Genomic DNA, 22,740 nt, shown 5'->3' with positions numbered 1-22,740 from the left:
ATTAAACACGTAAAGTAAGCGCTTTCTATTTTGCTGATAAGAAAGCTTCGACTGTTGTTATTCCTATTTTTATCGATTTAGAACCATGGAAACAAGTCTTTAAATCGTCGTAATGTTAGATGGGGCAGAAGACCTACAGAGTGATTTTCCCTCAGAAAAAAACCGCCATAGAGGCGGAAGGGGGGCTTCATAATGATTCTCGATGCTGTTCAAACACGTTTCTTTTCTTTTTTTCGATTTTTTCAAATGCCTTCAAACTGATCCACATCACCACTATGGAAAGCACGCTCCCGGTAAAGAAAGGAGTGATACCGGGCAGAAGATTCACAGCCCCATATACCAGACCGCAGGCAAGAAGGATTTGAACGGCTTCCAAAGGAGAAGACAAGGCAATCAATAACGTTTGCTTTATAGTCCTGAAAAATGACAAATCAAAATGAACATACACCGGAAAGAAAAACAGCAGGGTGATGACATAAGCGATCAGGATCAGCACCAATACCGGCACGAGGAAGGTAAGCTTTCCGCTATTCAGTCCGATAAAGGTGAAATCATAATACAGCACATATCCGATCACGATGAAAATAAGGCCAAATCCATTACTCTTTAAAAATTCCTTTCTATATGTATGCCAAAATGTATGGAAAATGGGGAGTGGCTCCTCACGCTTCAACCATTTCCGTACAATCGTGAACATAGACACCGTCGCAGGAAAGAAACCAAACACGACAAGCCCCAATACAGTGAAAAAAATCCAAAGAATATTCATATAAGCAAGCTTCAACATCACAAACACAATCGTATTAAATCTTTCCCAGCCGCCCATCATTTTCACTCCTTTCAAAGATTTCATCCGTCATATAAACCAAACGATACTATTTTCCCCATTTCCTATTAAAGACAATTAAGAGACTTGTCTCTTAATCAAAAACGTTTTAGACTTGTGTAAAGGTTATGAATATTTTAACGATTATTCAGCGGTAATCAAATGATTTTTTATTCTGCAGCATGCAATAGAGAATATGAAAGCGCTTTACGGATTGGTAATGCAGAATTTCAAGGAGGTGGAAAACGGATCGCGTTTGGGGTTTGCCTATTTACAAAAAATAAAAAAAGAAGAGGGGATCATTCATGAAGAAGAAATTATCGTTTCTCTTAATACTGGTCATGGGGCTCATCTTATTAGCCGCTTGTAGTTCGAAAGATGAAAAAGCAGGCGGGAAAGCAGGGGATGGGGAAGTTTCAGGTGAAATCACGGTTTGGGTCCATCCATTCACAGGGGATGCGGATAAAGAGAAAAAGATGTGGGATGAGATCGTTGCCTCCTACGAAGATAAGTTTGATGTAAAAGTAAAAATTGAAACCATCCCTTGGGCAAATCGAGATCAAAAAGTGTTGACGGCTTTAGCCGCCAATAACGGTCCGGATGTCTTCTACGCGATCCCGGATCAAATGCCTCAATATGCAAACGAAGGAATGCTACTCGAGCTTGATCCATATTTAAAGGATAACGATATGGATGATTTCGTTGATACGGCACTTCTTTCGACAAAATGGAAGGACAAAACATACGGCCTTCCGATCCTTCAGGAAGCCTACACTCTTTTCTACAATAAAGAAGTCATCAAAGCAATCGGGGGAGATCCTGAAAAGCTGCCAGCGACTTGGGATGAGTTCTCTGACTGGGCTAAAAAAGCCAAGGATAAAGGCTTCTACGCACTGAGCTATCAGGGTGGAGGTTCCATGAACGGGACGCTGTATCCATTCCTATGGCAGGCAGGCGGAGAGGTCATCACACAGGATGATGAAGTGAAAATCAATAATGAAGCCGGTGTCGAAGCATTCACTTTCATCAATGATATGTACAAAAAAGGCTGGATTCCGGAAGATTCCGTAACGGCCATGGAACATGATGCCCTTTGGAACGGTGGAAAGATGTTAGCCGTTCAGGGATCGGGGATTTCTTTAACCAATCTTCAAAAGAGCGGCATGGATTTCGTCATTGCCCCGCCGCTTAAGAATAAAGAACAGGCAACTTACGGTACGACTGGAATGTTCGTGGTTCCGTCTAACAGTGACAATCCGGATGCTGCGGCAGAATTCATTAAAGTTGTGACCAATGCAGAAAACCAACGCAAGTTCAACACCGTGACACAGTATATCCCGACACGTGAATCGGCAAAGGATATCTTTGATGATCAGAAATATTTAAGTCAGCTTGCTGAGTACACACAATATGCTCAACCAGGGGTCATCCATCCGATCGGACGTGCGATCATGCCGGGAATTCAGGCTGAAGTGCAAACGATGATGGCCGGGAAGAAATCGCCGAAAGAAGCGGCCGATGCTGCAGCGGAAGCGATCAAAGCGGAACTGGCTAAACAATAGGTGTACGGGACAGGGAGTATTGATCTCTTTAGAGATTGGTGCTCTCTGTTTCCTAACTTACATAAGAAGAAGGTGATGAAGCTGATAAGTACAGAAACGGTTAAACGTGAGCTGAGCGTAAAAAACAAAAAAATGCCTTTGAAATCACGGATGAAGCGTGAGTGGGACCGGAACGCCATCGTCTATATTTTTCTCATACCGACGTTGATTCATTTCTTGATTTTTCAAATATTCCCGTTTGCCTTCAGTTTTGTTCTGACATTTTTGGATTGGAAGATCATCGGGGACCCTGAATTTGTAGGAATGAAGAATTGGATGCGATTTTTAGAAGATAAACTTGCGTGGAAAGCGATTTGGAATACGGTTCTATTCTCTGTGTACTATATCGTTCCAACGATGGCCCTTGGATTGATTCTCGCCTTGATCATCAATTCGGGTGTATGGATGAAGGGAATCTTTAAAGGGATTTTCTTTTTGCCTGTGGTGACCTCATTTGTCATCATTGCAGGGATATGGGGATGGTTGTTCAGGGGAACGGAATCAGGTATGGTGAACTATCTCTTAAGCCTAATCGGAATCGATACACAGCTGTTCTTGTCGGATTCCAGTCAGGCACTGATTGTCCTGGCAGGATTAAGTATCTTCAAAGTGGCCGGGAGCACGATGATTTATTACTTCGCCGGTTTGCAATCGATCGATAAGCAGCTGTATGAATCGGCGAAAATCGACGGGGCGACACCGTTCCGGATGTTCTGGTCGGTCACGTTTCCTTTACTTAAGCCGATTCATTTTTACGTCGCCATCATCACGACGATCGGTTCGTTCCAGATCTTTGACTCCACCTTCCTGCTTACAGGAGGAGGCCCGAATTACGCGACCACCACGATCGTGTTTTATTTGTATCAGCAAGGTTTCGGAGGGTTGAATTTAAGCTACGCAGCGGTTCTTTCCTACGTATTGTTTTTTATCATCCTTGTCATTTCGCTCATCCAGCGAAAATATATGGGGCAGGATACGAAGTATTATTGATCGTAGGAGGAAAGGAGTGTGGAAAATGGGAAAACTCATTAAATATATCGCTTTAGCCATCTTGGCTTTCTGTTTCCTTTTGCCATTTGTCATCATGGCATTGGGTTCTTTCAAAGATATGCAGTATGCCCTGTTGGATCCGTTGTTCTGGATACCCGATGAGCCGACTTTGAGTAATTATACGTACTTGATCGGAAACGGCCTTTTCCTAAGATGGATCTTCAACTCGGTCGTGATTACAATTGTACCGGTGTTCAGCCAAATGTTCTTTTGTGCGATCCTCGGGTACATTTTTGCCAAGAAGAAGTTCCCGGGTCGGGAAATCATTTTCTGGGTGTTCATGGCCGTCATCATGATTCCCCAACAGTTGCTCATTATTCCGAAATATATTATGTTTGCGGACTTCTGGTGGATCAATACGTATTGGGCCCTGATCGTTCCTGAACTGTGGGGGATCATGGGTGTGTTCCTGGTGAGACAGTTCCTGCAAAGCATTCCGAGTGACCTGGAGGAAGCGGCGCGGATTGACGGGGCCAACGATATTAAGGTGTTTTTCAAAGTGATCCTGCCTTTATCGATTCCGGTTGTCGCGACCGTCGGTACGTTTTCGTTCATCTCTAACTGGAATGACTTGTTTCAGCCATTGATTTACATGACACGGGAAGAAATGTTCCCGGTGACGGTCGGTTTGGCTTCGATCCTTGGGAAGGAAGGGAACTTTGGAATCGAAATGGCTGGTTCGACCCTGTCCTTCATTCCGACATTCCTCATCTTCTTGTTCTTCCAACGTTATTTCACCGAAGGCATTCAAATGTCCGGGATTAAATAGGGGATGGAGTGCAGAGAATGGAAGATTTGAAAATTGGAATGGTTGGGCTCGACACGTCTCATGCGGTCGCTTTCACCAGATTATTAAATGACCCTCTCGATCCCCACCATGTACGGGGCGGGAAAGTGGTGAAGGCGTTTCCCGGGGGCTCTTCTCACCTTGAACTTAGTGCTTCAAGGATTGAGAAGTTCACGGAAGCTGTCAGGGGATATGGCGTGGAAATCGTCGATTCATTGGAGAAGGCAGTCGAAGGGACGGATGCCATCTTGCTGGAATCCGTTGATGGGGGCATTCATCTTGAGCAATTAAGGAAACTGGTAGTCTATCAGGAACCGATTTTCATTGATAAACCATTCAGTTTGAAGACGAATGACGCTGTGGAGATGGTTCGATTAGGGGAGCGTCACCACACACCGATCATGAGCACATCGGCTCTCCGGTTTGCAGAAGCCTTAAGAAAAGTGGCGGGAAGGAGAGATCTGGGAGAAATCATCGGTGCCGATTGTTTTGGCCCCATGGAGCTTCAAGAATCACAGCCGGGATTTTTCTGGTATGGCATTCATTCCGTTGAAATGCTTTTTACCCTGCTCGGAGAAGGGGCAGAACGTGTCGCGGTCTTCTCGAATGATACACATGACAGCATTGTGGCCAGCTGGAAAGGTGGAAGGTTTGGGACGGTGAGGGGGAATCGTGCAGGGAATCATCAGTTCGGAGCCCTTGTTCATTTTGAAAAGGGTACGGAGTATGTTGGGATACAGGCTGACAGCAAGCCCTTTTATGCGAGTTTAGTAGAAGAGATCATGGATTTTTTTCAGGACGGTGTCACGAGGGTGCCCTTGCGTGAGACGCTTGAAATCATCCGTTTCATCGAAGCGGCGAATGAAAGCAGGGAGACAGCGAGACCGGTTTCCGTACAGTCTGGTCAATAAAAATAGAATTCAGGAACCCTGAATTCTATTGTACCTTTTCATCCATCGTAAAGCTCAACCGGTAGATGCGCCGCGGTCGGCCTTTATGCGTCAATTTCTCCTCACCGACGATGTCGACGAGCTCGGCATCCATCCATTTCAGAAGGATCCGGTGGGCGCTCCTCACTGTGATGTTCAGGGTGGATGCCAGTTCCTGGGCCGTATAATCCACGATTCCGTACCGTTCCACCCGTGCCATCAGCTTGGTCATATAGGAAGCGGACATCCCGGCCTTTTCTGCCCGGTCCAATAAATCGGCATCGGTTATGGCAAGGTCATACCGCTCGTACTGTGTGTTGGTCGTAATATCAACGGGGCCGAGGACGCTCCTGTTTTCCCTCACGATATAACAGACATCTCCCCCGGAATCTTTCGCCTGTCTTAATGCGAGCCGTGCGTGGCTTCCTGCTTCGGCTGCCGTCATACCGAAACCGACCCCGATGCTTAAGGTGATCCCCATTGCGTTATTCGTCTCCTGAAGGAGGGGAATGAACTTATAGCCCCGGGTTTCCCTTTCGAAGATACCGCGGGTGGTGATGAAGGAGTATTCTTCCCCGCCAAGATTGATAAGATGGCCATCCAGTTGTTTTATGTAATCAAGGAGCATTTGTTGGATGTTCAGTTTCAATAATTGGACATCGTGCTCAGAATGATACTTTTCCGTCACTTTTTTGAAATCATCGACATTGATCAACCCGAATACGATCTGGGATTCCTTGTTCCTTCGGGTTTCCGTTGCAAGAAGGGCACGTTCGAGGGACACGATCATATCCTGCTGGGTGGGTGTGACCCATTCGCACGGGATCTTCATGCTTGTTAGAAGTGTATAGACTTCCTGGATTCCTGTAAGGGCGATGGCGCCTTTCATTTCATGGTTTTCAACATGGAAAGAGACGATGTCACTAATCAAAGGTGTTTTGGAATGATGCCTGAATACCATTAATTCATAATCTTCTTCCACAAGTTCCACCAGTGTCTTTTCCACGTATTTCTTTTCGATCGTATCAATGGAAAGACATTTCAGCCCGTGGTTGTTTTTGATCAGGAACAGGGATCTGTATAAGCCGGTTCCCATTAGAGGTATGGGATGGGCGGGGATGGAAAAGTCCAGAAACTGCTTCGCGAGATTGTATACGTGATATTCCGTAAACATGAGAACATCCACATCATACATTAATTCTTTGACCACTTCGGCAATGACACTACCGGGTTTGATGATTCCAAAAAACGGCTTGAAGTTCGGAAATGACTTTAAGGTCAATTTGATTTGATCGACAAGGGCTTCAGGGCCAATGATCCCGATGTTGATTTCAGAGTTGTCATGAATCGGTTTCGTACTTCTCAATAAACTCATCCCCTAAAAGATACTTTTAAATAGACATGTCTTTTTATCATTATCATACTGACAATTATCTGAATTGTCAAAAATCAATGGTGTGCATTGTTTTGAAGCTCAATCTTTAAAGACTCATTAAAGACTTGTCTTTTAATAATGAGATTCATAAGATGTTGATAAGTAATTTTCTGAAAGTTCAATCTAACGATTTAGGAGAGTGGTTTGATGAAAACGATCAACGAATTAGAGGACTTTTTGACAGAACCATCCCAGGCACTGGTGAATGATCTGACAAAAGTCGATGGCGATATCATGATCCTCGGTGTGGGTGGCAAGATGGGGCCTACATTGGCGAAGCTTGCGAAACGGGCCATTGATCAGGCAGGTTTGAATAAAAAGGTGTACGGTGTTTCAAGGTTTTCCACTCCCGATTTACGAAATGAACTAAATGCAAGCGGGATTCATACGATCTCTGTGGATTTATTGAAGGATGAAGATTTACAGACGCTTCCGGATGTGAAAAACATCATCTATATGGCAGGGAATAAATTCGGTACCACAGGCAATGAGCATTTTACGTGGGCGATGAACGCTTATCTCCCTGGGAGGCTCGCGGAGAAGTTTCCGGATTCGAGGATTGTCGCTTTCTCTACAGGAAATGTCTATCCTTTGACCGAAGTCGTGAGCAGCCATTGCTCTGAAACGAATCCCGTCAATCCGATCGGGGAATATGCTCAGTCGTGTCTGGGAAGGGAGCGCGTCCTGACGTACTTTTCCCATAAGAATCATACACCTATGCTGATATTCAGATTGAACTACGCAATTGATCTTCGTTACGGTGTCCTCCTGGAAGTGGCGAGGCAGGTTTACTATGATCAACCCGTCGATCTCACGATGGGGAATGTGAACGTGATCTGGCAGGGGGATGCGAATGAATATGCGATTCGATCCTTGCTTCTCACCGATTCCCCGCCGAAAATCCTGAATGTGACGGGGCCGGAAACCATTTCCGTCCGCTGGCTCGCGAAAGAATTTGCGAAGCGGTTCAATAAGCCCGTGTCTTTCGTGAATGTGGAGCAATCCACGGCATTATTGAATGATGCGTCCCAGGCTCATAAGCTGTTCGGATATCCGAAGGTCACCATGCAGCAGATGATCGATTGGACGGCTGATTGGGTGGAGCGGGACGGAGTGACCTACAATAAACCGACGCATTTTCAACAGCGTGAAGGAGCGTTTTAAATGTTACCATCATCGGTCAAAAAAGCATTGCACAAAGGGGCGTTCATCCCTGCCCATCCACTGGCCTTGTCAAGGGATAAAAAGTTGGATGAAAAGAGTCAGCGTGCGCTTACCAGGTATTATATCGATTCAGGTGTAGGTGGCCTTGCAGTCGGTGTACATACGACCCAGTTTGAAATCCGGGATCCCCGCTTTGGTTTATATGAAAGAGTATTGAAGCTTGCCATGGAAGAGATGAGGCGTGAAGGTGTACCAGATTCTTTTATCAAAGTGGCGGGGATATGCGGTCCCGTAGAACAAGCGGTTAAAGAAGCACAGTTCAGTAAGGACGTTGGCTATGATTTAGGTCTCTTGAGCATGGGAGGGCTAGGCTCCCTTTCAGAGGAAGAGTTATTGGAGAGAACGAGGAAGGTGGCGGAGATCATTCCCGTGTTCGGGTTCTATCTGCAGCCTGCCGTGGGAGGAAGGGTGCTCTCCTTCGATTTCTGGAGAGCCTTTGCAGAGCTTCCCAATGTGTATGCGGTCAAGCTCGCCCCCTTCGACCGGTACCTGACATCCGAAGTTGTCCGGGCCGTCTGCCATTCAAAGAGAAGGGATGAAATCGCCCTTTACACAGGGAATGACGATAATATCGTCAATGACCTCCTGACGACCTATCAGTTCAAGGTAGGTGATGAGGAAAGGCAGAAGAAAATTGTAGGTGGCCTGTTGGGTCACTGGTCTGTCTGGACGAAACGGGCAGTGGAATTATTTAAAGAAATCAAGCAATGGCAGCTTCACGATGCCATTCCCCAAAGGATGTTGACTCTGGCTCAGGAGGTCACGGATGCTAATGGTGCCTTCTTTGATGCCAGAAATCAGTTTAGGGGAAGCATCGCAGGCATTAATCAGGTTCTGGCAAGGCAGGGTCTGATGAAAGGCCGCTGGTGCTTACTGGATAAGGAGGAGCTGAGCCCGCATCAAATGCAAGAAATCGACCGGGTGTATGCAGCGTATCCTCATTTGCATGACGATGACTTTGTGAAAGAGAATCTTACCAAATGGCTGGCGCAGTAGATAAATGAGACAGAGGGAGTAGGCATACGATGAGAAAAATTATCGCACATAACAAACGGGTGGAAGTGGTGAAGGACGAAACGCCGGCAGTGAAGCCTCATTTCCTGCTGGTTAAAACGCTGTACTCCACTATTTCACCAGGGACGGAATTAACGATTATTGAAAACAGTACAGACCAACCCATCACATTGGGCTACAGCGCCATGGGAGTGGTGGAGGAAGTGGGAAGCGGCGTGACGGGGGTGCAAAAAGGGGACCCGGTTGCGGTTTACGGCGCCCCTTATGTACAGCACGCTGAGTATTTGCTTGTTCCGAAGACATTATTCGCAAAGGTCCCTCATAACGTTGAGGCGAAGGAAGCGGCACTTGCCGGGATCGGCGCGATTGCCATTCATGCCCTTCGGATAGCCGATCTGCAGTTTGGTGAAACAGCTGTGATCGTCGGACTGGGCCTCCTCGGTCAGATGATTGCCCAGATCGCCAATGCCGCCTCCTATCGTGTCATTGCGTACGATCTCCACGAAGAGCGGTCGGCTATGGTGAAGGAGCAAGCGAATATACGATCATTTTCTTCTATGGAAGAGATGGAGCAGGCCATTGCGGAAAGTACAAACGGGAATGGAGCGGATGCGGTCCTGTTATGCGCAGGCGGGAAACGATCACCCTTGACCGGGCAGAGTCTAAACTGGATCCGCAACAAAGGGAAGGTCGTCATTGTCGGCGACATCGAACCGGACTTTCCCCGCAACTTGATGTTCAGTAAAGAGGCGCAATTGCTGATTTCCAGGGCGGGGGGTCCCGGCAGATATGACAAAGTGTATGAAGCCGAAGCAGTCGATTATCCTTATGGATTTGTTCGTTGGACAGAGGGGCGAAATATAGAGGAGTATATTCGCCTGGTCAGTGAGAAACGGATCGATATCAGTTCCTTCATCAAAGAAGAAGTGAATTTCAGTGAAGTAACAGAGGCATTTGAGGCCTTAATGAATAAAAGGTCCACTACTTTAACGAAAGTGATTGATTTCTCAAAGTAAGGAGGTTGGTTGAATGCAAGATCCTATAAAGATCGGGTTGGTTGGGCTGGGGTCGATTGCAGAATCCACTCATGTTGTTAATCTGAAATCTTCTCTTCATGCGGAATTGACCGCTGTAGTAGATGTGGATGGTAACCGTGCGAAAGCCATTTCAGAGAAATATAAGGTGAAGCACTATTTTCAAAAAGTAGAAGACATGCTTGAGAAGGTCGAGCTTGATGCGGTCATGATCTGTACCCCCAATTCCACCCATATTCCGATCGCTATGAAATGTGCAGAAAAAGGGATCTCTGTGTTCATGGAGAAGCCCATAGGGATGGGCACCGAAGAAGTGAAGGCATATTTACAGCTTGCCGAAGAACGAAACGTCATGACTATGGTCGGAATGACCCACCGCTTTCGCCGGGATGTCCAAATATTGAAAGCGTATGCAGATAAGGGTGTTTTCGGAAATCTCTATTATGTGAAAGCCAAGCTGTTCAGACGAAGGGGAACACCAAAGGGATGGTTTACGGATAAGGCATTATCAGGCGGCGGAGCCATGATGGATATCGGTGTCCATGTACTGGACCTGGCATGGTGGCTGACGGGAAGCCCTCAGGTGCAAAGCATATCCGGAAAGACGGTGGCGGGTTTAGGAAACTATGAAACGAAATATACATCGAGCTGGGAATCGAGCAACAGGCAATTGAATAAACAGAATGTATTTGATGTGGAGGACTTCGGAGCCGCCTGGATCCGGTTTAAGAACGGTGTCGTCCTGTCATTGGAGATCGCTTGGGCGATGAACGGTGAAGAAGACGAGGGCATGGAGATTGAACTATTTGGTGACAAAGGTGGTGCCGCTTTGTCACCTTTAACTATTTTCACTGAAGAAGAAGGAGTATTGGCCAGGCATCACCCCATATACGAAGAAAATATACCATTCAAGGATGAAATCGACCATTTCATTGAGTGTGTAAGAACGGGTTCTGCGCCGTTGATTAATGGGGAAGACGGCTATGAAGTGTTGAAACTATTAAAGGGAATCTATCATTCTTCAGAGCAGGATCAGGAAATCCGTTTTTAATGAGTTCGAGAGGGGAGAGAGTGCGATGTTAAAAGTAGGCGTAGTGGGAACGGGATCGATTTCAGAGTTTCATATCAAACCGTACCTGGCAAACGATGAGGCGGAGCTCGTTGCGTTATGTGACCTCAATGGGGAACGATTGGCCGAAAAAGGTCGTATTTATGGGGTCAGCCATTTGTACACTGACTACCGGGAATTACTTGGAAACGATGAAATCGATGCGATAAGCATCTGTACATGGAACAATTCCCATGCGGAGATTGCCATCGCGGCACTGGAAAGCGGCAAGCATGTCCTTGTTGAAAAACCATTATGTATGACAGTGGACGAAGCGTTAGCGGTAGAAAACGCAGTGAAGAAATCAGGAAAGATCCTTCAGGTCGGCTTCGTACGGAGGCATGGAGATAATGCAGCGTTACTCAAACGGTTCATTGATGATGGTGACTTTGGTGAGATCTATTATGCGAAAGCGTCCTGCTTACGGAGACTCGGTAATCCAGGGGGATGGTTCAGTGACCATACCAAATCAGGAGGCGGACCCCTGATCGATTTAGGTGTTCATATGATCGATATTTGTTGGTACTTCATGGGCAAGCCGCGTCCTGTGTCTGTAAGTGGCAATTCCTATTCTAAGCTTGGGAACCGGAGTCATATTAAAAACCTATCATTCTATCAAGCTGCGGATTATGACCCCTCCCTTAATGACGTGGAGGACTTGACCAATGCCCTCATCCGATTTGAAAACGGGGCTTCATTAATGGTGGATGTGAGCTTCACCCTTCAGGCAAAAGAAGATGAGCTGTACGTGAAGCTGTTTGGGGACAAAGGGGGCGCAGAAATCGAACCGGAGTTATCCATCGTAGGAGAGAAACATGACACGATCCTTAATATGACGCCGCAGATCGATAACCTGACATTTGATTTTGAAAAGGCATTTTATAACGAAATCAACCATTTTGTCTCCTGCTGTATCGAAGGGAAGGAATCCATCGCACCTGTTTCGGACGGGGTCCAGGTCATGAAGATGCTCAATGGGGTGTATGAATCGGCCAGAACCGGTAAGGAAGTGGTTTTATAAATGAAAGCAGATCTGTTGATATCAGGAGGCGGTCTCGGGGGCTGTGCAGCGGCCCTTTCTGCCTGTTCAAAAGGAATAAAGGTCATTATGACAGAAGAGACGGATTGGATCGGGGGCCAGGTTACGTCTCAAGGCGTTCCCCCGGATGAACACAGATGGATCGAGGAGTTTGGCTGTACGAAGAGGTACCGGGATTACCGTGAGAAAGTAAGGGAGACCTATCTGAACACGATGCAGGTAAAAGAGTACGGGAAAGTATTGAATCCGGGGAATGGTCTAGTCAGTAACATCTGCCATGATCCCCGCGTCACCCTCCATGTTTTAAATGAATTGCTTTTACCATATGTTCTAACTGGACAGTTGAAAATTCTGCGGCATACGAGGGTCAACGGCGTTCACAAAAAGGGCAGGCGGATTCATAAAATGACTCTGGTGAATGAACAGACAGGGGTAGAAGAAGAGATTGAAGCTCAATACTATATCGACGCGACGGAAGCTGGAGATCTGCTGCCCCTTGCAGGCATGGAATACGTGACAGGTGCAGAAGCCAAATCAGAAACCGGTGAACCCCATGCACTGGAGACAGAGGATCCAACTGATATTCAGGCTTTCACTTATGTACTCGGGATGGAGTACCGGGAAGGGGAGGACCATACGATACCCGAGCCTGACATGTATTCCTTTTGGCGGGACTTTCACCCCGATATCTGGCCGGATAAATTGTTGAGCTTTCATGCTCCTCACCCAATCACAAAGGAAAAACGGACGTATACACTTTTCAGGGAAGAAGAGGGGTTCCCATTATGGGAGTACCGTAGGATTTTTGACAGGAATCAATTTGATACCCGTTATGAAGCCGGCGATGTCACGCTGATGAACTGGCCCCAGAATGATTACTTCTTAGGGAATGTCTATGATGTATCTGAAGAAGAGAAAGAAAAGAATCTGTATCAGGGGAAGCAGCTCAGCCTTTCTCTCCTCTACTGGCTCCAAACGGAAGCGCCGCGGCCTGATGGCGGAAGGGGTTATCCTGGATTGATGTTGAGAAAGGACCTTTTCGAGACAGACGATGGACTGGCGAAAGCCGCTTATATCAGGGAATCACGGCGGATCAAAGCCGAGTATACGATTGTGGAACAGGATGTATCCCCGGATTTCAATGAAGGGAAGACTGGTAAGCGATATGAGGATAGGGTAGGAGTCGGATCGTACAGCATAGATCTCCACCCGAGCATGGCAGGAAAGACGTATCTCGATATTAAAGCACTGCCGTTTTATATCCCGCTGGGTGCCCTCTTGCCTAAGGATGCAGATAACCTGCTTGCAGGCTGTAAAAATATCGGCACCACTCATATTACGAATGGTTGCTATCGGTTGCACCCCGTAGAATGGAATATCGGTGAGGCGTGTGGAGCACTGGTTGCTTATTGTATGGAACATCATACTCAGCCAAAAACAGTCCGTGAAGATAAGCGATTATTGAAGCACTTTCAGCAGGTCTTGCAGGAGGATGGATTTGAACTGGAGTGGCCATTTTAGTTGGAGGTGATGAGGAATGGGGAGGAAGGTTGGAGATTTCCCACTGGAAGAGTTGCGTGAATACAAGCCTGAGTTAAAGAGCAGGCCGAAGGATTTTGATGAGTTCTGGTTCCGGCAAAAAGAAAGAATGAACGGTGTAAATCCTATCATCCATTCTTCACTACGGGCCTACCCGGTTCCTTCTGTGGAGGTGAACGATCTCGTCCTTGAAAGCTGGGATGGGACCCCCTTGAATGGCTTATTGGTGAAGCCTGTGGGAGTGAAGGAATGTCCGGTGATCGTCTGCTTTCATGGATATACGGGAAGCCGCGGCCTGCCGTCTGACTATCTGAAATGGACGGCACTAGGGGTGGCTGTCTATTCCTTTGACGTGCGAGGGCAGGGGAGTTCGCCCGACTATGGGAGATACGGAAATGGAAGCAGGATTCCGGGGTGGATGCTGCATGGAATTCTTGATCATGGAACCTATTATTATACGAATGTGTACCGGGATATCCTCATCCAACTCCAATGGGTGAAATCTGCTGAAGCCATTATAATCCCCACAACATTGGGTGTGATGGGGTCTTCTCAGGGAGGGGGTCTTGCCCTGGTTGCGGCAGGTCTCGAGGGAGATCTGGACTATGTGGTATCAGACTGGCCATTCCTCACCCATTTTGACCGTGCACTTGATATTGCCTTACAAGGACCCTATATGGAAATCGTGGATTATTTTAAATGGAACGACCCTCAATACGAATCAGAGAATAAAGTGAAGAACACTCTCGGCATGATCGACAGTCTTCATTTTTGTGAGAGCATCACGTGCCCTGTCCTGATGGGGGTGGGGATGGAAGATGCCGTTACGCCACCCTCCACTGTGTTCGCGGCCTTTAATCATTTGAGTTCAATCGAGAAAGAGATAGAAGTATACCCTCAGTTCACCCACGAAATGAACTCATTTCATGATGAAAAAAAGCTTGCGTTCATTTCGAAGCAATTATCAAAAGGAGGAGGAAGTTGATGAACATAAGTGTAAGCATGTACAGTCTGGCCTCTACCATTAAAAAGAAAAACTGGTCCTTCCTTGATTTTATTGAATACGCGAAACGCATTTCCCTTGATGGAGTGGAACTCCTCGATTTTTACTGGAGTAGCGGTGAGGATAAACGGGAGGAGATCGATCAGGTCCTCAAAGCCGTTAAGAAGAATGGATTAGTGGTATCCGCCTATGATGTGACGAATAATTTTGTGAAAGAAACAGAAGAAGAGCGTGCTGAGGAAGTGGCTAAGATCCTGGGAGGGATTGAAGTGGCGAAAGCACTGGAGACAAAGATTGTACGGGTCTTCTGCGGAGATCTCCACGGCAACCTGACATATGAAGACGGTCAGAAGTGGATTGTGGAAGGGCTGAAGAAATGCGCCAAAAGGGCGGAAGAAGAGAAGGTTTTCCTTGCGATTGAAAACCACGGACTCTTGGCCGGGAAAAGCGAACAGGTAAAGGACATCATTGAAAAAGTAAATAGTCCCTATGTAGGTTCAACCTTTGATACAGGGAATTTCCTGCTCGTTCATGAAGAACCCCAGGAAGCGTTCGACAGGTTGAAGGGGGACATCGTTCACGTTCATTTCAAGGATTTTAGGGAAAAGAATTCCGGTGAAGGGCTGAAGGGGTTCCGTTCTACGAAAGGTGTGGAGCTGATCGGCACTGTACCAGGGGATGGGAAGGTCGATTTATCTTATATCGTACAGGGATTGAAAGCAGAGAATTATCAAGGCTGGCTATCCATTGAATATGAGGGTTTCGATGATGCGGAATCAGCGAATGAAGAAGCCGTCAATCGCTTGAAAACGTTATTGAAATAGGAGGTTCTTATGGGGAATGTAGTGATCGGACGAATCGATAAAATAGATGAACAAAGGGCAGAAACCCCTTTTATGAAATCATCGATGAAAGAGCCCGAAGGAAATGAGACGCTGTTCCTCTCTTCACAGGAATTCGATGAGGGGCGATTTGCTGGAAAGGAGGTCCGCCTGTTCATCCCATCCGGATTGGTGGATGATTGTAAAGACTTAAGCAATGTGTCTGTTTACTTTGAACTGGAACTCTATCCTTTTTATCAAAAAATAAAAGAAGAAATGGTATCGGATGAAAAGCCGAGGGGTGTTCTCCGGATGAGAAGGACCGTAAGTGAAAAGGAAAGCGAGGCGGTCATGCTTGGTGATTTATATGTGCTTTCTTCATTAGTAGGTGAACCCTCCGAGGCGATGGTGAAAAGGACCAAACGTGAGGTCCGTCCCTCCCATGTCATATTGACGGTGGATTTCGGCAGGGGGACGATGGGGCATTTGGAATATACGTTTGCAAATGAAGCGGAGCGAATAGAGTTTGAGTGGAGCGGGATTAAAAGGATCATCGAGTTTGACAGTGATGAAATGACTCCGCTTACACCTGAGGGGCTCACCCCCCTGCTTCTTTCCTACAGCGTGGATGCCATTCTTTCGGGTGCCCATCCTGCTGATGAAGACTTGCTTCAGTCTTTGAATAAGTACCGGAGTCTTCTGAACGGAGGTGGCTTGAGATGAAAATAGGGATGATGAGTTTTGCCCATATGCATGCCTACAGCTATGCGGATAGTGTCATGAAACTGCCTAATGTGGAGCTGGTCGGAATTTATGATGACAATGAAGAACGTGGTAAGAAAGCTGCCGAAACGTATAAGACCGATTATTTCGGCAATCAAGATACATTTTTGGATGCTGAAATGGACGCGGTCATCATTTGCAGTGAAAACAACCGTCATAAAGAAATGGTCGTGAAGGCGGCCCGGGCTAAGAAGCATATTCTGTGTGAAAAACCGATCGCGACCACTGTCGAGGATGCGGAGGAAATGATATCGGTTTGTGAAGAGGAAGCGGTGCTGTTGCAGACGGCTTTTCCCGTTCGGTTCAGCGCGCCGATCCTTCAGCTGAAGAACATGATCGATGATGGGGAGCTGGGTGACATCGTCGCTTTCCGTACCACCAACCGAGGGCAGAATCCCGGGGGCTGGTTTATCGATGAAGACCAATCGGGAGGCGGGGCGGTCCTTGACCATACCGTCCATATGGTGGACATCATGCGCTGGTACCTCGGAGAAGAAGTGAAAAAGGTACATGCGATCGTTGATTCTTATTTTCATAGCATCAACATTGACGATGCCGGGATCCTTACGATGGAGTTTGAGAACGGTGTCATCGCTTCCCATGATGCAAGCTGGTCGAGGTTCTCTGAATACCCCATGTGGGGGGATGTCACCATCGAAGTGATCGGCACCAAAAAGACAGTGAAGGCCGATGCCTTCAAAGAGCATTTCAGACTGTTCACAAGTGAACGTCGCTCATTGAGTCACGTCTTTTACGGAAACGATATGGATTATGGACTGATAAAAGACTTTGTCGACTGTGTGGAGAAGAAAAGCAAACCTTCCATCTCAGGACGCGACGGTTTAAAAGCGTTGGAAGTGGCACTTGCTGCCTATGAATCCAGTCGGTTAAAAAAGAGCGTAAACCTGTAGAGGGGTTGCCAGGGGGACAGTCCCTTGGCACCCTTTTTCTCATTAGGAGGGAGATGTATGAATTATGTAAGAGGGGACATCATTACAGGGGGCAAGCGGTTGGAGGATAAAGTAATCGGGATATCAAATGGAAAGATTGTGTCAGTCGGAGAAGGGGAGTCAGTTCCTGATGCACCCGTACATCGCGTAAAAGGTGTCATCTGTCCAGGGTTTGTGGACGTCCATATCCATGGCTTATGCGGATATGACTTTATGGATGGGGCCGGCGCGTTTGATGAAATAGCGGGAAGATTGCCATGTTACGGGATCACCTCTTTTCTTGCCACCTCCAGGACCTCTGAACCTTCTGATCTGATGGATTTCCTTCATCATGCTCAAGGATTTAGAAGGAAGACTCCAACCGGTGCCGGACTGCTTGGTGTTCACATCGAAGGCCCCTGGATCAGTCCGCTATATCCCGGGGCACAGAATAAATCTCTTATTAAGAAATTCTCAAAAGAAGATATAAGAGGCATTATAAGGCCATTTTCAGACTTGATCTCGATTGTCACGTTAGCACCTGAAGAAGTCGGGGATGTCTCTCTATTCAAGGAGTTGGTTGAAAAAGGGATACGGATTTCGGCTGGCCACACACAAGCTTCCATGGAAGAAATCGGTGTCGCGATCAAGCATGGGTTGACTCAGGTCACCCATACCTTCAATGCCATGAGTCCTGTCCATCACCGGAAACCGGGCACGGCTGCAGCAGCGCTATTCTACGAAGAATTAGCGTGTGAAATCATAACCGATGGACTCCATGTGCATCCGGACATGATCGAGCTTTTATATAAAATAAAAGGAAAGGAGAATATGTTGCTCGTATCTGACTGTACCGGCTATAACGATTTGAAAGATGGGGAATATTCGTTTCGGGGGAAGGAATTGGTGAAAACCGGGGATAAAGTGACCCTGAAAAATGGGGCTTTAGCTGGAAGTGCGATAACGCTGGATAAGGGAATCAAATATGTCGTGGAGAACTGCGGGATACCGCTCGAGGACGCGGTTTACATGGCTTCGGAAGGCCCGTTACATGCGATAGGAAAAGAGATCAATAAGGGGAGGGTCGAAGTCGGATATGATGCAGATCTGGTTGTTTTAGGGAAGGATTTGTCCGTCGTGGCCACGTACCTGAGTGGAGAAGTGGTGTATGAGGAAGAGTAAGCGATCATTCTGCCGCTTGCTCTTTTTTGTGGGCATTATTAACTATTTGCTGTCTTTTAATAGAGTAGAAATGAGGGGATACAGGATAACCAGTCGGTGAAAGGGAAGTCAGTATGGATGATCATTCCATACGAGGAGGGAGAGACACACGGGGATTTCATTCAAATATGAAGGGAGAAACGTAATGAGTAAATCATACTTGCGTGTTTTTTCAGTATTGCTTACGTTGATTTTGTTTATTTCTTTATTACCCTCATCTGTTTATCAAAACACTGTATCCGCTGAAGCAGGCTGGACAGAGCTTCCGGTTCAAAATGGAGATTTTGAAGCTGTAACGGAAACGGAAACAGGGATACCACATTGGAGTTATTGGAGCGGCGGTTTGAAATCCGGACTGAAGATCACTGGTGATAAAACGTATGAAGGGGATCAAAGTCTACGGATCGATAATTCGGGAGTGACAGGACTTTTTAGTCAAGGAGTCGATGTGACAGAAGGCAATCAATATAAACTGACCGCCCAGTTGTATGTTGAAGAACTGACGAAAGGAAAGCCGGGGATCTGGCTTCGCTGGTATAACGCGGAAGGGAAGAACATAGGGAACAGTCCCAAGTATTTCGATGGCCTTACGCTTAATGAATGGCAGAAGGTAACGGTTGAAGCAAACGCCCCAGCTGGTGCCGTCAGTGTGAAGGTCTTTCTTTATCAAGCAAGCACTGCCGTAACGAAAGGGTACTACGATGATATAAAAATATATGAAAAGTCCAATGAGCAGTTAGACCTGCCATTTGATTATGGCGACCCCATTAATCTGGGTCCGGCAGCTTTAGCGGCCAAAACGCAAGGAGCAGCCATAGGTGACGGTGAGGTGTACTATGCAACGAACGGCTCGCCTGCCACCTTCTATGCTAATGATGGCGTCACCGGTGAAAAAATCTTTTCACAATCACTACCAGGCAGTGATGTCGTATGGGGCATGACGATCGGTTCGGACGGGAATGTGTATTTCGCTGGTACATACAATGGAATATTGTACAGGTACGTAGTGGATGAACAGCGCTTAGAAGAAGTGGGGAAAAGTCCGTCTGACAATTGGATTTGGCAGCTTGATGCTACAGAAGACGGGAAGATCTATGGTGCAACGTATCCAAATGCAAAAGTGTTTGAGTATGATATCGAGTCGGATTCATTGACGGACCTTGGACGGTTTCACGAAGAACAGAACTATGCGAGGGGACTGGGCGTAACCGATGAGAATCTCTATGTAGGAATCGGTACAACGGCCTACTTGATGAAAATGAATCGGGAAACGGGTGAAAGAGAAGAAATTCAACTACCGATATCCGGCACGAGCACGTCGGTTTCAAATGTATGGGAATATGGAGACCGATTATTTGTAGCGTATGGGACGTCCATGCTGGTACTGGATGTGGAAACGGAAGAAGTCGTCCATGAAATGAACTGGGAAGATGAACACGCATATGACGGCTTGATTTCACCTCCTTCCCCAGATGACCCAAGCTTGATTTATTTCAAGGATAAGAGAACGAACGAATTATGGACGTATGATATGGATACGGATGAAACGCAGGCTGTAGAGCCAAAAGTTACCTTGCCGGCTTCTCCGGTGAAGGCGTACGAATGGACGACGAATGAAGACGGGCAACAGGTTCTGTCGATTCTGCACCATCAGATCGAATACTCCACCTATAACCCGGAGACGAAGGAAGTAAAGGTCCTGTATCCGGAGGTTGAGAAGCAGGGGCTTTCCATCCAAAGTCTTGAAATCGGACCGGATGAGAAGGTGTATATGGGCGGATACCAAGGATCCTTCGGCGTGTATGATACGTCGACTGAATCTTATCTCTTGCGTGAACGGAACCCCCATCAAATCGAAGGTATCGGGTTCATGAACGGAGATGTCTATATGGGCATATACGGTGGTGCCCAAATTTACAAATATGATCCTGAACTTCCTTTTATGTATAAAGACGGAGGCAACGGAGATAACCCGGAGATGGTCTATGACATCGGGGATGATCAAAGCAGGCCGTTCACCTTTGCATCAGGAGAGGATAAGTTATTCACGGGGACGATCTCCGACTACGGGAAGCTCGGCGGTGCCCTGACGATTTTCGATGAAAAAACAGGTGAGTGGAATACCATCCGAAATATCATCGAAAATCAGAGCATCATCGGGCTCGCCTACAAGGATGGAATCTTATACGGAGGTTCTACCACTGCAGGTGGACTCGGCATCGATCCGGTTGAAAAAGAAGCAAAAATGTTTGAGTATGAGGCAAGTACAGGGGATTATGAAGTATTCAATTTAAAGTTAGAAGGCATCAAGACACCTGAAATGATCGGGGAACTATCCATCGGACCTGACGGGAATCTATGGGGCGCGGCTTATGGTGTCAATGAAGATGGAGTTGCAAATAGTGTCGTCTTTGCCATGGATCCTGTTTCAAAAGAAATAGTAAAGCAGAAGGAGTTCTATACAGGTGTCCTGAGGGGCAGCCAATGGCGTCCATTCTACTTGAGATGGGATGATCAAGGTATGCTTTATACCACGGTAGCAAGAAAGCTGACTGTCATCGACCCTGAAACGATGATGAGCAAACAGCTTATCGGTGACACCGTGAATTTAATGGATATTGATAATGAAGGAAATATTTATTATGCAGCAGGTGCGGATTTGATGAAGCTGCCGGTTCCAGTGAAAAAGGCGGAACTATCGGCTGAGAATAATACTCTTCTTCAAGGGGATACGATGAATCTGGATTTGGCCGTTACGCTAGTGAACGGGAAGGAAGTAGACTTGGCAGGTGCTGAAGTGAAATGGGAGAATACGGCACCTGACGTATTAGAGGTGAAAAATGGGGAAGTCACGGCCCTTAATGCAGGTACGGCAGAAGTGAAGGCGACGGTCACATACAATGGGGAAACGGTCACATCCAATCCTCTGGAGATAACCGTCGATGTATCAACCGGGACGCTGATAACACAAATAGAAGAAATGGAGGACAGTGGTCAGCTTGATCATGCCACAGTGAAGCAGCTTGTGAACCGGTTGAAGCAGGCTCAGCATCAGTATGAAAAGGGCCATACACGACAAGCCCTTAAGCATTTGGAAGACTTCTCCAAGCACCTGGAGAAGAGTGATGCAAAGGAAGAGATCAAAACTCTCCTGAACCAAAACGTCCAAACCATAAAAGATACGTTTGCATCAGAAGAATAAGAAAGAGCATAATACAATCAAAGGTCCGTCCCTCAGCGCTTTAAAGCACTGAGGGACGGACCTTTACATCTTATAATTTGATTTTTTCTTACATAACCATGCATCATTCTATGACTTTCACCAAAATCTCTCAATGTTTTTTCCGCGTTTCCCAAAGGTGAATCTAGAACGTTTAAAGAATTAGTAGGGTAACTATTCATAAAGGATGCTAAGGATACGGAGTTTAACTTCTTTCAACGAAAATCTATAGATTTGAGTGATGAATGTATGACGATTAATAAGAAGAAACGGATGTTGTATGCGAGTTATTTCCTTTTTATCACAGGATTTGTTGCCATGACCCTGGTAGCCTATTTCCTCATCCAATCTATAAGAGAATCATTCTATCAGAATCGTTTTGAAAATCAGTATGAATACATGTCATTAGAGGAAGATGGTGATGTATATCCTATCCAGGTATTTCATGGAGTGAAAATGAATACGTTTCTGGAAGAAAAGGAATCAGGTAAGAAAAGCGAGACCATCCTCTTTGAAGTGAAGGATGAACCGGAAGCAGAGCTGAAAGGGTTTAAGGTCCAATCCGATCCTCGAGGGATGAGTGCATATGAGGAGGCAATCCAATACAAAGTGGTGAAAGAGAAGGAAACGAATAAAGAGTCATTCATCATCGCCATGCGCATGACGCCTGAGTCGGGAAATTTGAATGGGAAGCCCGTCAAATACCGGACCTATAGCGTGAACGAAAATGGCGTGATTAAGAAAAGTACGTTCACGATCGATAAAAAGTCCAAGCTAGAGACGCAATGGATCAGAGGGCTTTCTGGAGCAAAGTATGGATATTATACGGATCTGCCGTATCAAAAGGGTGGAACACTTTCTTTAATCGCCCTCACCTTTATGGGATGCTTATTTATCATTGGTGGCGTGTTGCTCAGACGAAAAGTGCTTCCGGTGGAAAGGAATCAAGCAGCCTTAGGGTAGAGAGGATGTGCACTCATTTTATAAAGACCCAAAATGATTCTCAAATATGGAGGATGCTAAAGCGACAGTCTGTTTACGGGGGAAACGAGTAACCAAGAGTATACGTTTACTTTGGTGTTTGTGCCCATTCCGGAAACTGGTTCCCTGCACTGGAGGGACTATCCCAAAAGGTTTTTGTCAAAACCGCAGCTGCCCGCCTGTCGTGGGGAATGTA

At 46.5% G+C, this 22,740-nt stretch carries 19 protein-coding genes; 17 read left to right on the top strand and 2 right to left on the bottom strand.

Annotation, left to right across the window (positions count from 1 at the left end; genetic code table 11):
• Positions 1-187: 187 nt before the first annotated feature.
• Positions 188-835, bottom strand: coding sequence for a YesL family protein (locus AM506_RS11935; protein WP_235576105.1), 648 nt, complete (start codon positions 833-835; stop codon positions 188-190).
• Between the two features lie 296 nt (positions 836-1,131).
• On the opposite strand from AM506_RS11935, the gene AM506_RS11930 reads away from it, so the two are divergent.
• From AM506_RS11930 to AM506_RS11915, 4 genes are all read left to right on the top strand, one after another.
• Positions 1,132-2,388 carry a sugar ABC transporter substrate-binding protein gene (locus tag AM506_RS11930; RefSeq protein ID WP_060672721.1) on the top strand — a complete coding sequence of 419 codons (1,257 nt, stop codon included), beginning with the start codon at positions 1,132-1,134 and terminating at the stop codon, positions 2,386-2,388.
• Between the two features lie 132 nt (positions 2,389-2,520).
• Positions 2,521-3,417: a carbohydrate ABC transporter permease gene (locus tag AM506_RS11925; RefSeq protein ID WP_060672879.1), complete on the top strand. Its 897-nt coding sequence runs from the start codon at positions 2,521-2,523 to the stop codon at positions 3,415-3,417.
• 25 nt (positions 3,418-3,442) lie between these two features.
• The gene (locus AM506_RS11920) at positions 3,443-4,246 is read left to right on the top strand and encodes a carbohydrate ABC transporter permease (protein WP_060672878.1); all 804 of its coding nucleotides are present in this window, start codon (positions 3,443-3,445) and stop codon (positions 4,244-4,246) included.
• 17 nt (positions 4,247-4,263) lie between these two features.
• Positions 4,264-5,175 (top strand): hypothetical protein, encoded by a 912-nt coding sequence (locus tag AM506_RS11915; RefSeq protein WP_060672720.1) that lies wholly within the window; start codon positions 4,264-4,266, stop codon positions 5,173-5,175.
• Between the two features lie 25 nt (positions 5,176-5,200).
• Here AM506_RS11915 and AM506_RS11910 read toward each other — a convergent pair whose 3' ends face one another.
• Complete coding sequence (locus AM506_RS11910) at positions 5,201-6,559, bottom strand: hypothetical protein (protein ID WP_060672719.1); 1,359 nt, start codon at positions 6,557-6,559, stop codon at positions 5,201-5,203.
• Between the two features lie 216 nt (positions 6,560-6,775).
• Here AM506_RS11910 and AM506_RS11905 point away from each other — a divergent pair, with 216 nt between their 5' ends.
• From AM506_RS11905 to AM506_RS11845, 13 genes are all read left to right on the top strand, one after another.
• On the top strand, positions 6,776-7,792 hold the full coding sequence (locus tag AM506_RS11905) for an NAD-dependent epimerase/dehydratase family protein (RefSeq protein WP_060672718.1): 1,017 nt from the start codon (positions 6,776-6,778) through the stop codon (positions 7,790-7,792).
• Positions 7,793-8,848 (top strand): dihydrodipicolinate synthase family protein, encoded by a 1,056-nt coding sequence (locus tag AM506_RS11900; protein ID WP_060672717.1) that lies wholly within the window; start codon positions 7,793-7,795, stop codon positions 8,846-8,848.
• Positions 8,849-8,877: 29 nt separating this feature from the next.
• Positions 8,878-9,882: a zinc-dependent alcohol dehydrogenase gene (locus AM506_RS11895; protein WP_060672716.1), complete on the top strand. Its 1,005-nt coding sequence runs from the start codon at positions 8,878-8,880 to the stop codon at positions 9,880-9,882.
• Positions 9,883-9,895: 13 nt separating this feature from the next.
• Positions 9,896-10,951 (top strand): Gfo/Idh/MocA family protein, encoded by a 1,056-nt coding sequence (locus AM506_RS11890; RefSeq protein WP_060672715.1) that lies wholly within the window; start codon positions 9,896-9,898, stop codon positions 10,949-10,951.
• 25 nt (positions 10,952-10,976) lie between these two features.
• Positions 10,977-12,029, top strand: coding sequence for a Gfo/Idh/MocA family protein (locus AM506_RS11885; protein ID WP_060672714.1), 1,053 nt, complete (start codon positions 10,977-10,979; stop codon positions 12,027-12,029).
• Positions 12,030-13,568, top strand: coding sequence for an FAD-dependent oxidoreductase (locus tag AM506_RS11880; RefSeq protein ID WP_060672713.1), 1,539 nt, complete (start codon positions 12,030-12,032; stop codon positions 13,566-13,568).
• Positions 13,569-13,584: 16 nt separating this feature from the next.
• On the top strand, positions 13,585-14,571 hold the full coding sequence (locus AM506_RS11875; protein ID WP_060672712.1) for an acetylxylan esterase: 987 nt from the start codon (positions 13,585-13,587) through the stop codon (positions 14,569-14,571).
• Positions 14,571-15,413: a sugar phosphate isomerase/epimerase family protein gene (locus AM506_RS11870; RefSeq protein ID WP_060672711.1), complete on the top strand. Its 843-nt coding sequence runs from the start codon at positions 14,571-14,573 to the stop codon at positions 15,411-15,413. The genes AM506_RS11875 and AM506_RS11870 overlap by 1 nt, the downstream gene beginning before the upstream one ends.
• Before the next feature lie 9 nt (positions 15,414-15,422).
• The gene (locus AM506_RS11865; protein ID WP_060672710.1) at positions 15,423-16,133 is read left to right on the top strand and encodes a hypothetical protein; all 711 of its coding nucleotides are present in this window, start codon (positions 15,423-15,425) and stop codon (positions 16,131-16,133) included.
• Positions 16,130-17,104: a Gfo/Idh/MocA family protein gene (locus tag AM506_RS11860; protein ID WP_060672709.1), complete on the top strand. Its 975-nt coding sequence runs from the start codon at positions 16,130-16,132 to the stop codon at positions 17,102-17,104. Before AM506_RS11865 ends, AM506_RS11860 begins: the two co-directional genes overlap by 4 nt.
• A 57-nt stretch (positions 17,105-17,161) precedes the next feature.
• Positions 17,162-18,304: an N-acetylglucosamine-6-phosphate deacetylase gene (gene nagA / locus AM506_RS11855; RefSeq protein WP_060672708.1), complete on the top strand. Its 1,143-nt coding sequence runs from the start codon at positions 17,162-17,164 to the stop codon at positions 18,302-18,304.
• Positions 18,305-18,488: 184 nt separating this feature from the next.
• Positions 18,489-21,545 carry an FIMAH domain-containing protein gene (locus AM506_RS11850; protein ID WP_060672707.1) on the top strand — a complete coding sequence of 1,019 codons (3,057 nt, stop codon included), beginning with the start codon at positions 18,489-18,491 and terminating at the stop codon, positions 21,543-21,545.
• A 267-nt stretch (positions 21,546-21,812) separates the two neighbouring features.
• Positions 21,813-22,526 (top strand): hypothetical protein, encoded by a 714-nt coding sequence (locus AM506_RS11845; RefSeq protein ID WP_060672706.1) that lies wholly within the window; start codon positions 21,813-21,815, stop codon positions 22,524-22,526.
• Positions 22,527-22,740: the final 214 nt, after the last annotated feature.

This window comes from Rossellomorea vietnamensis, assembly GCF_001305855.1.
Taxonomy (GTDB): Bacteria; Bacillota; Bacilli; order Bacillales; family Bacillaceae_B; genus Rossellomorea; species Rossellomorea vietnamensis_A.
This window is presented reverse-complemented; position numbering and strand designations above follow the sequence as displayed.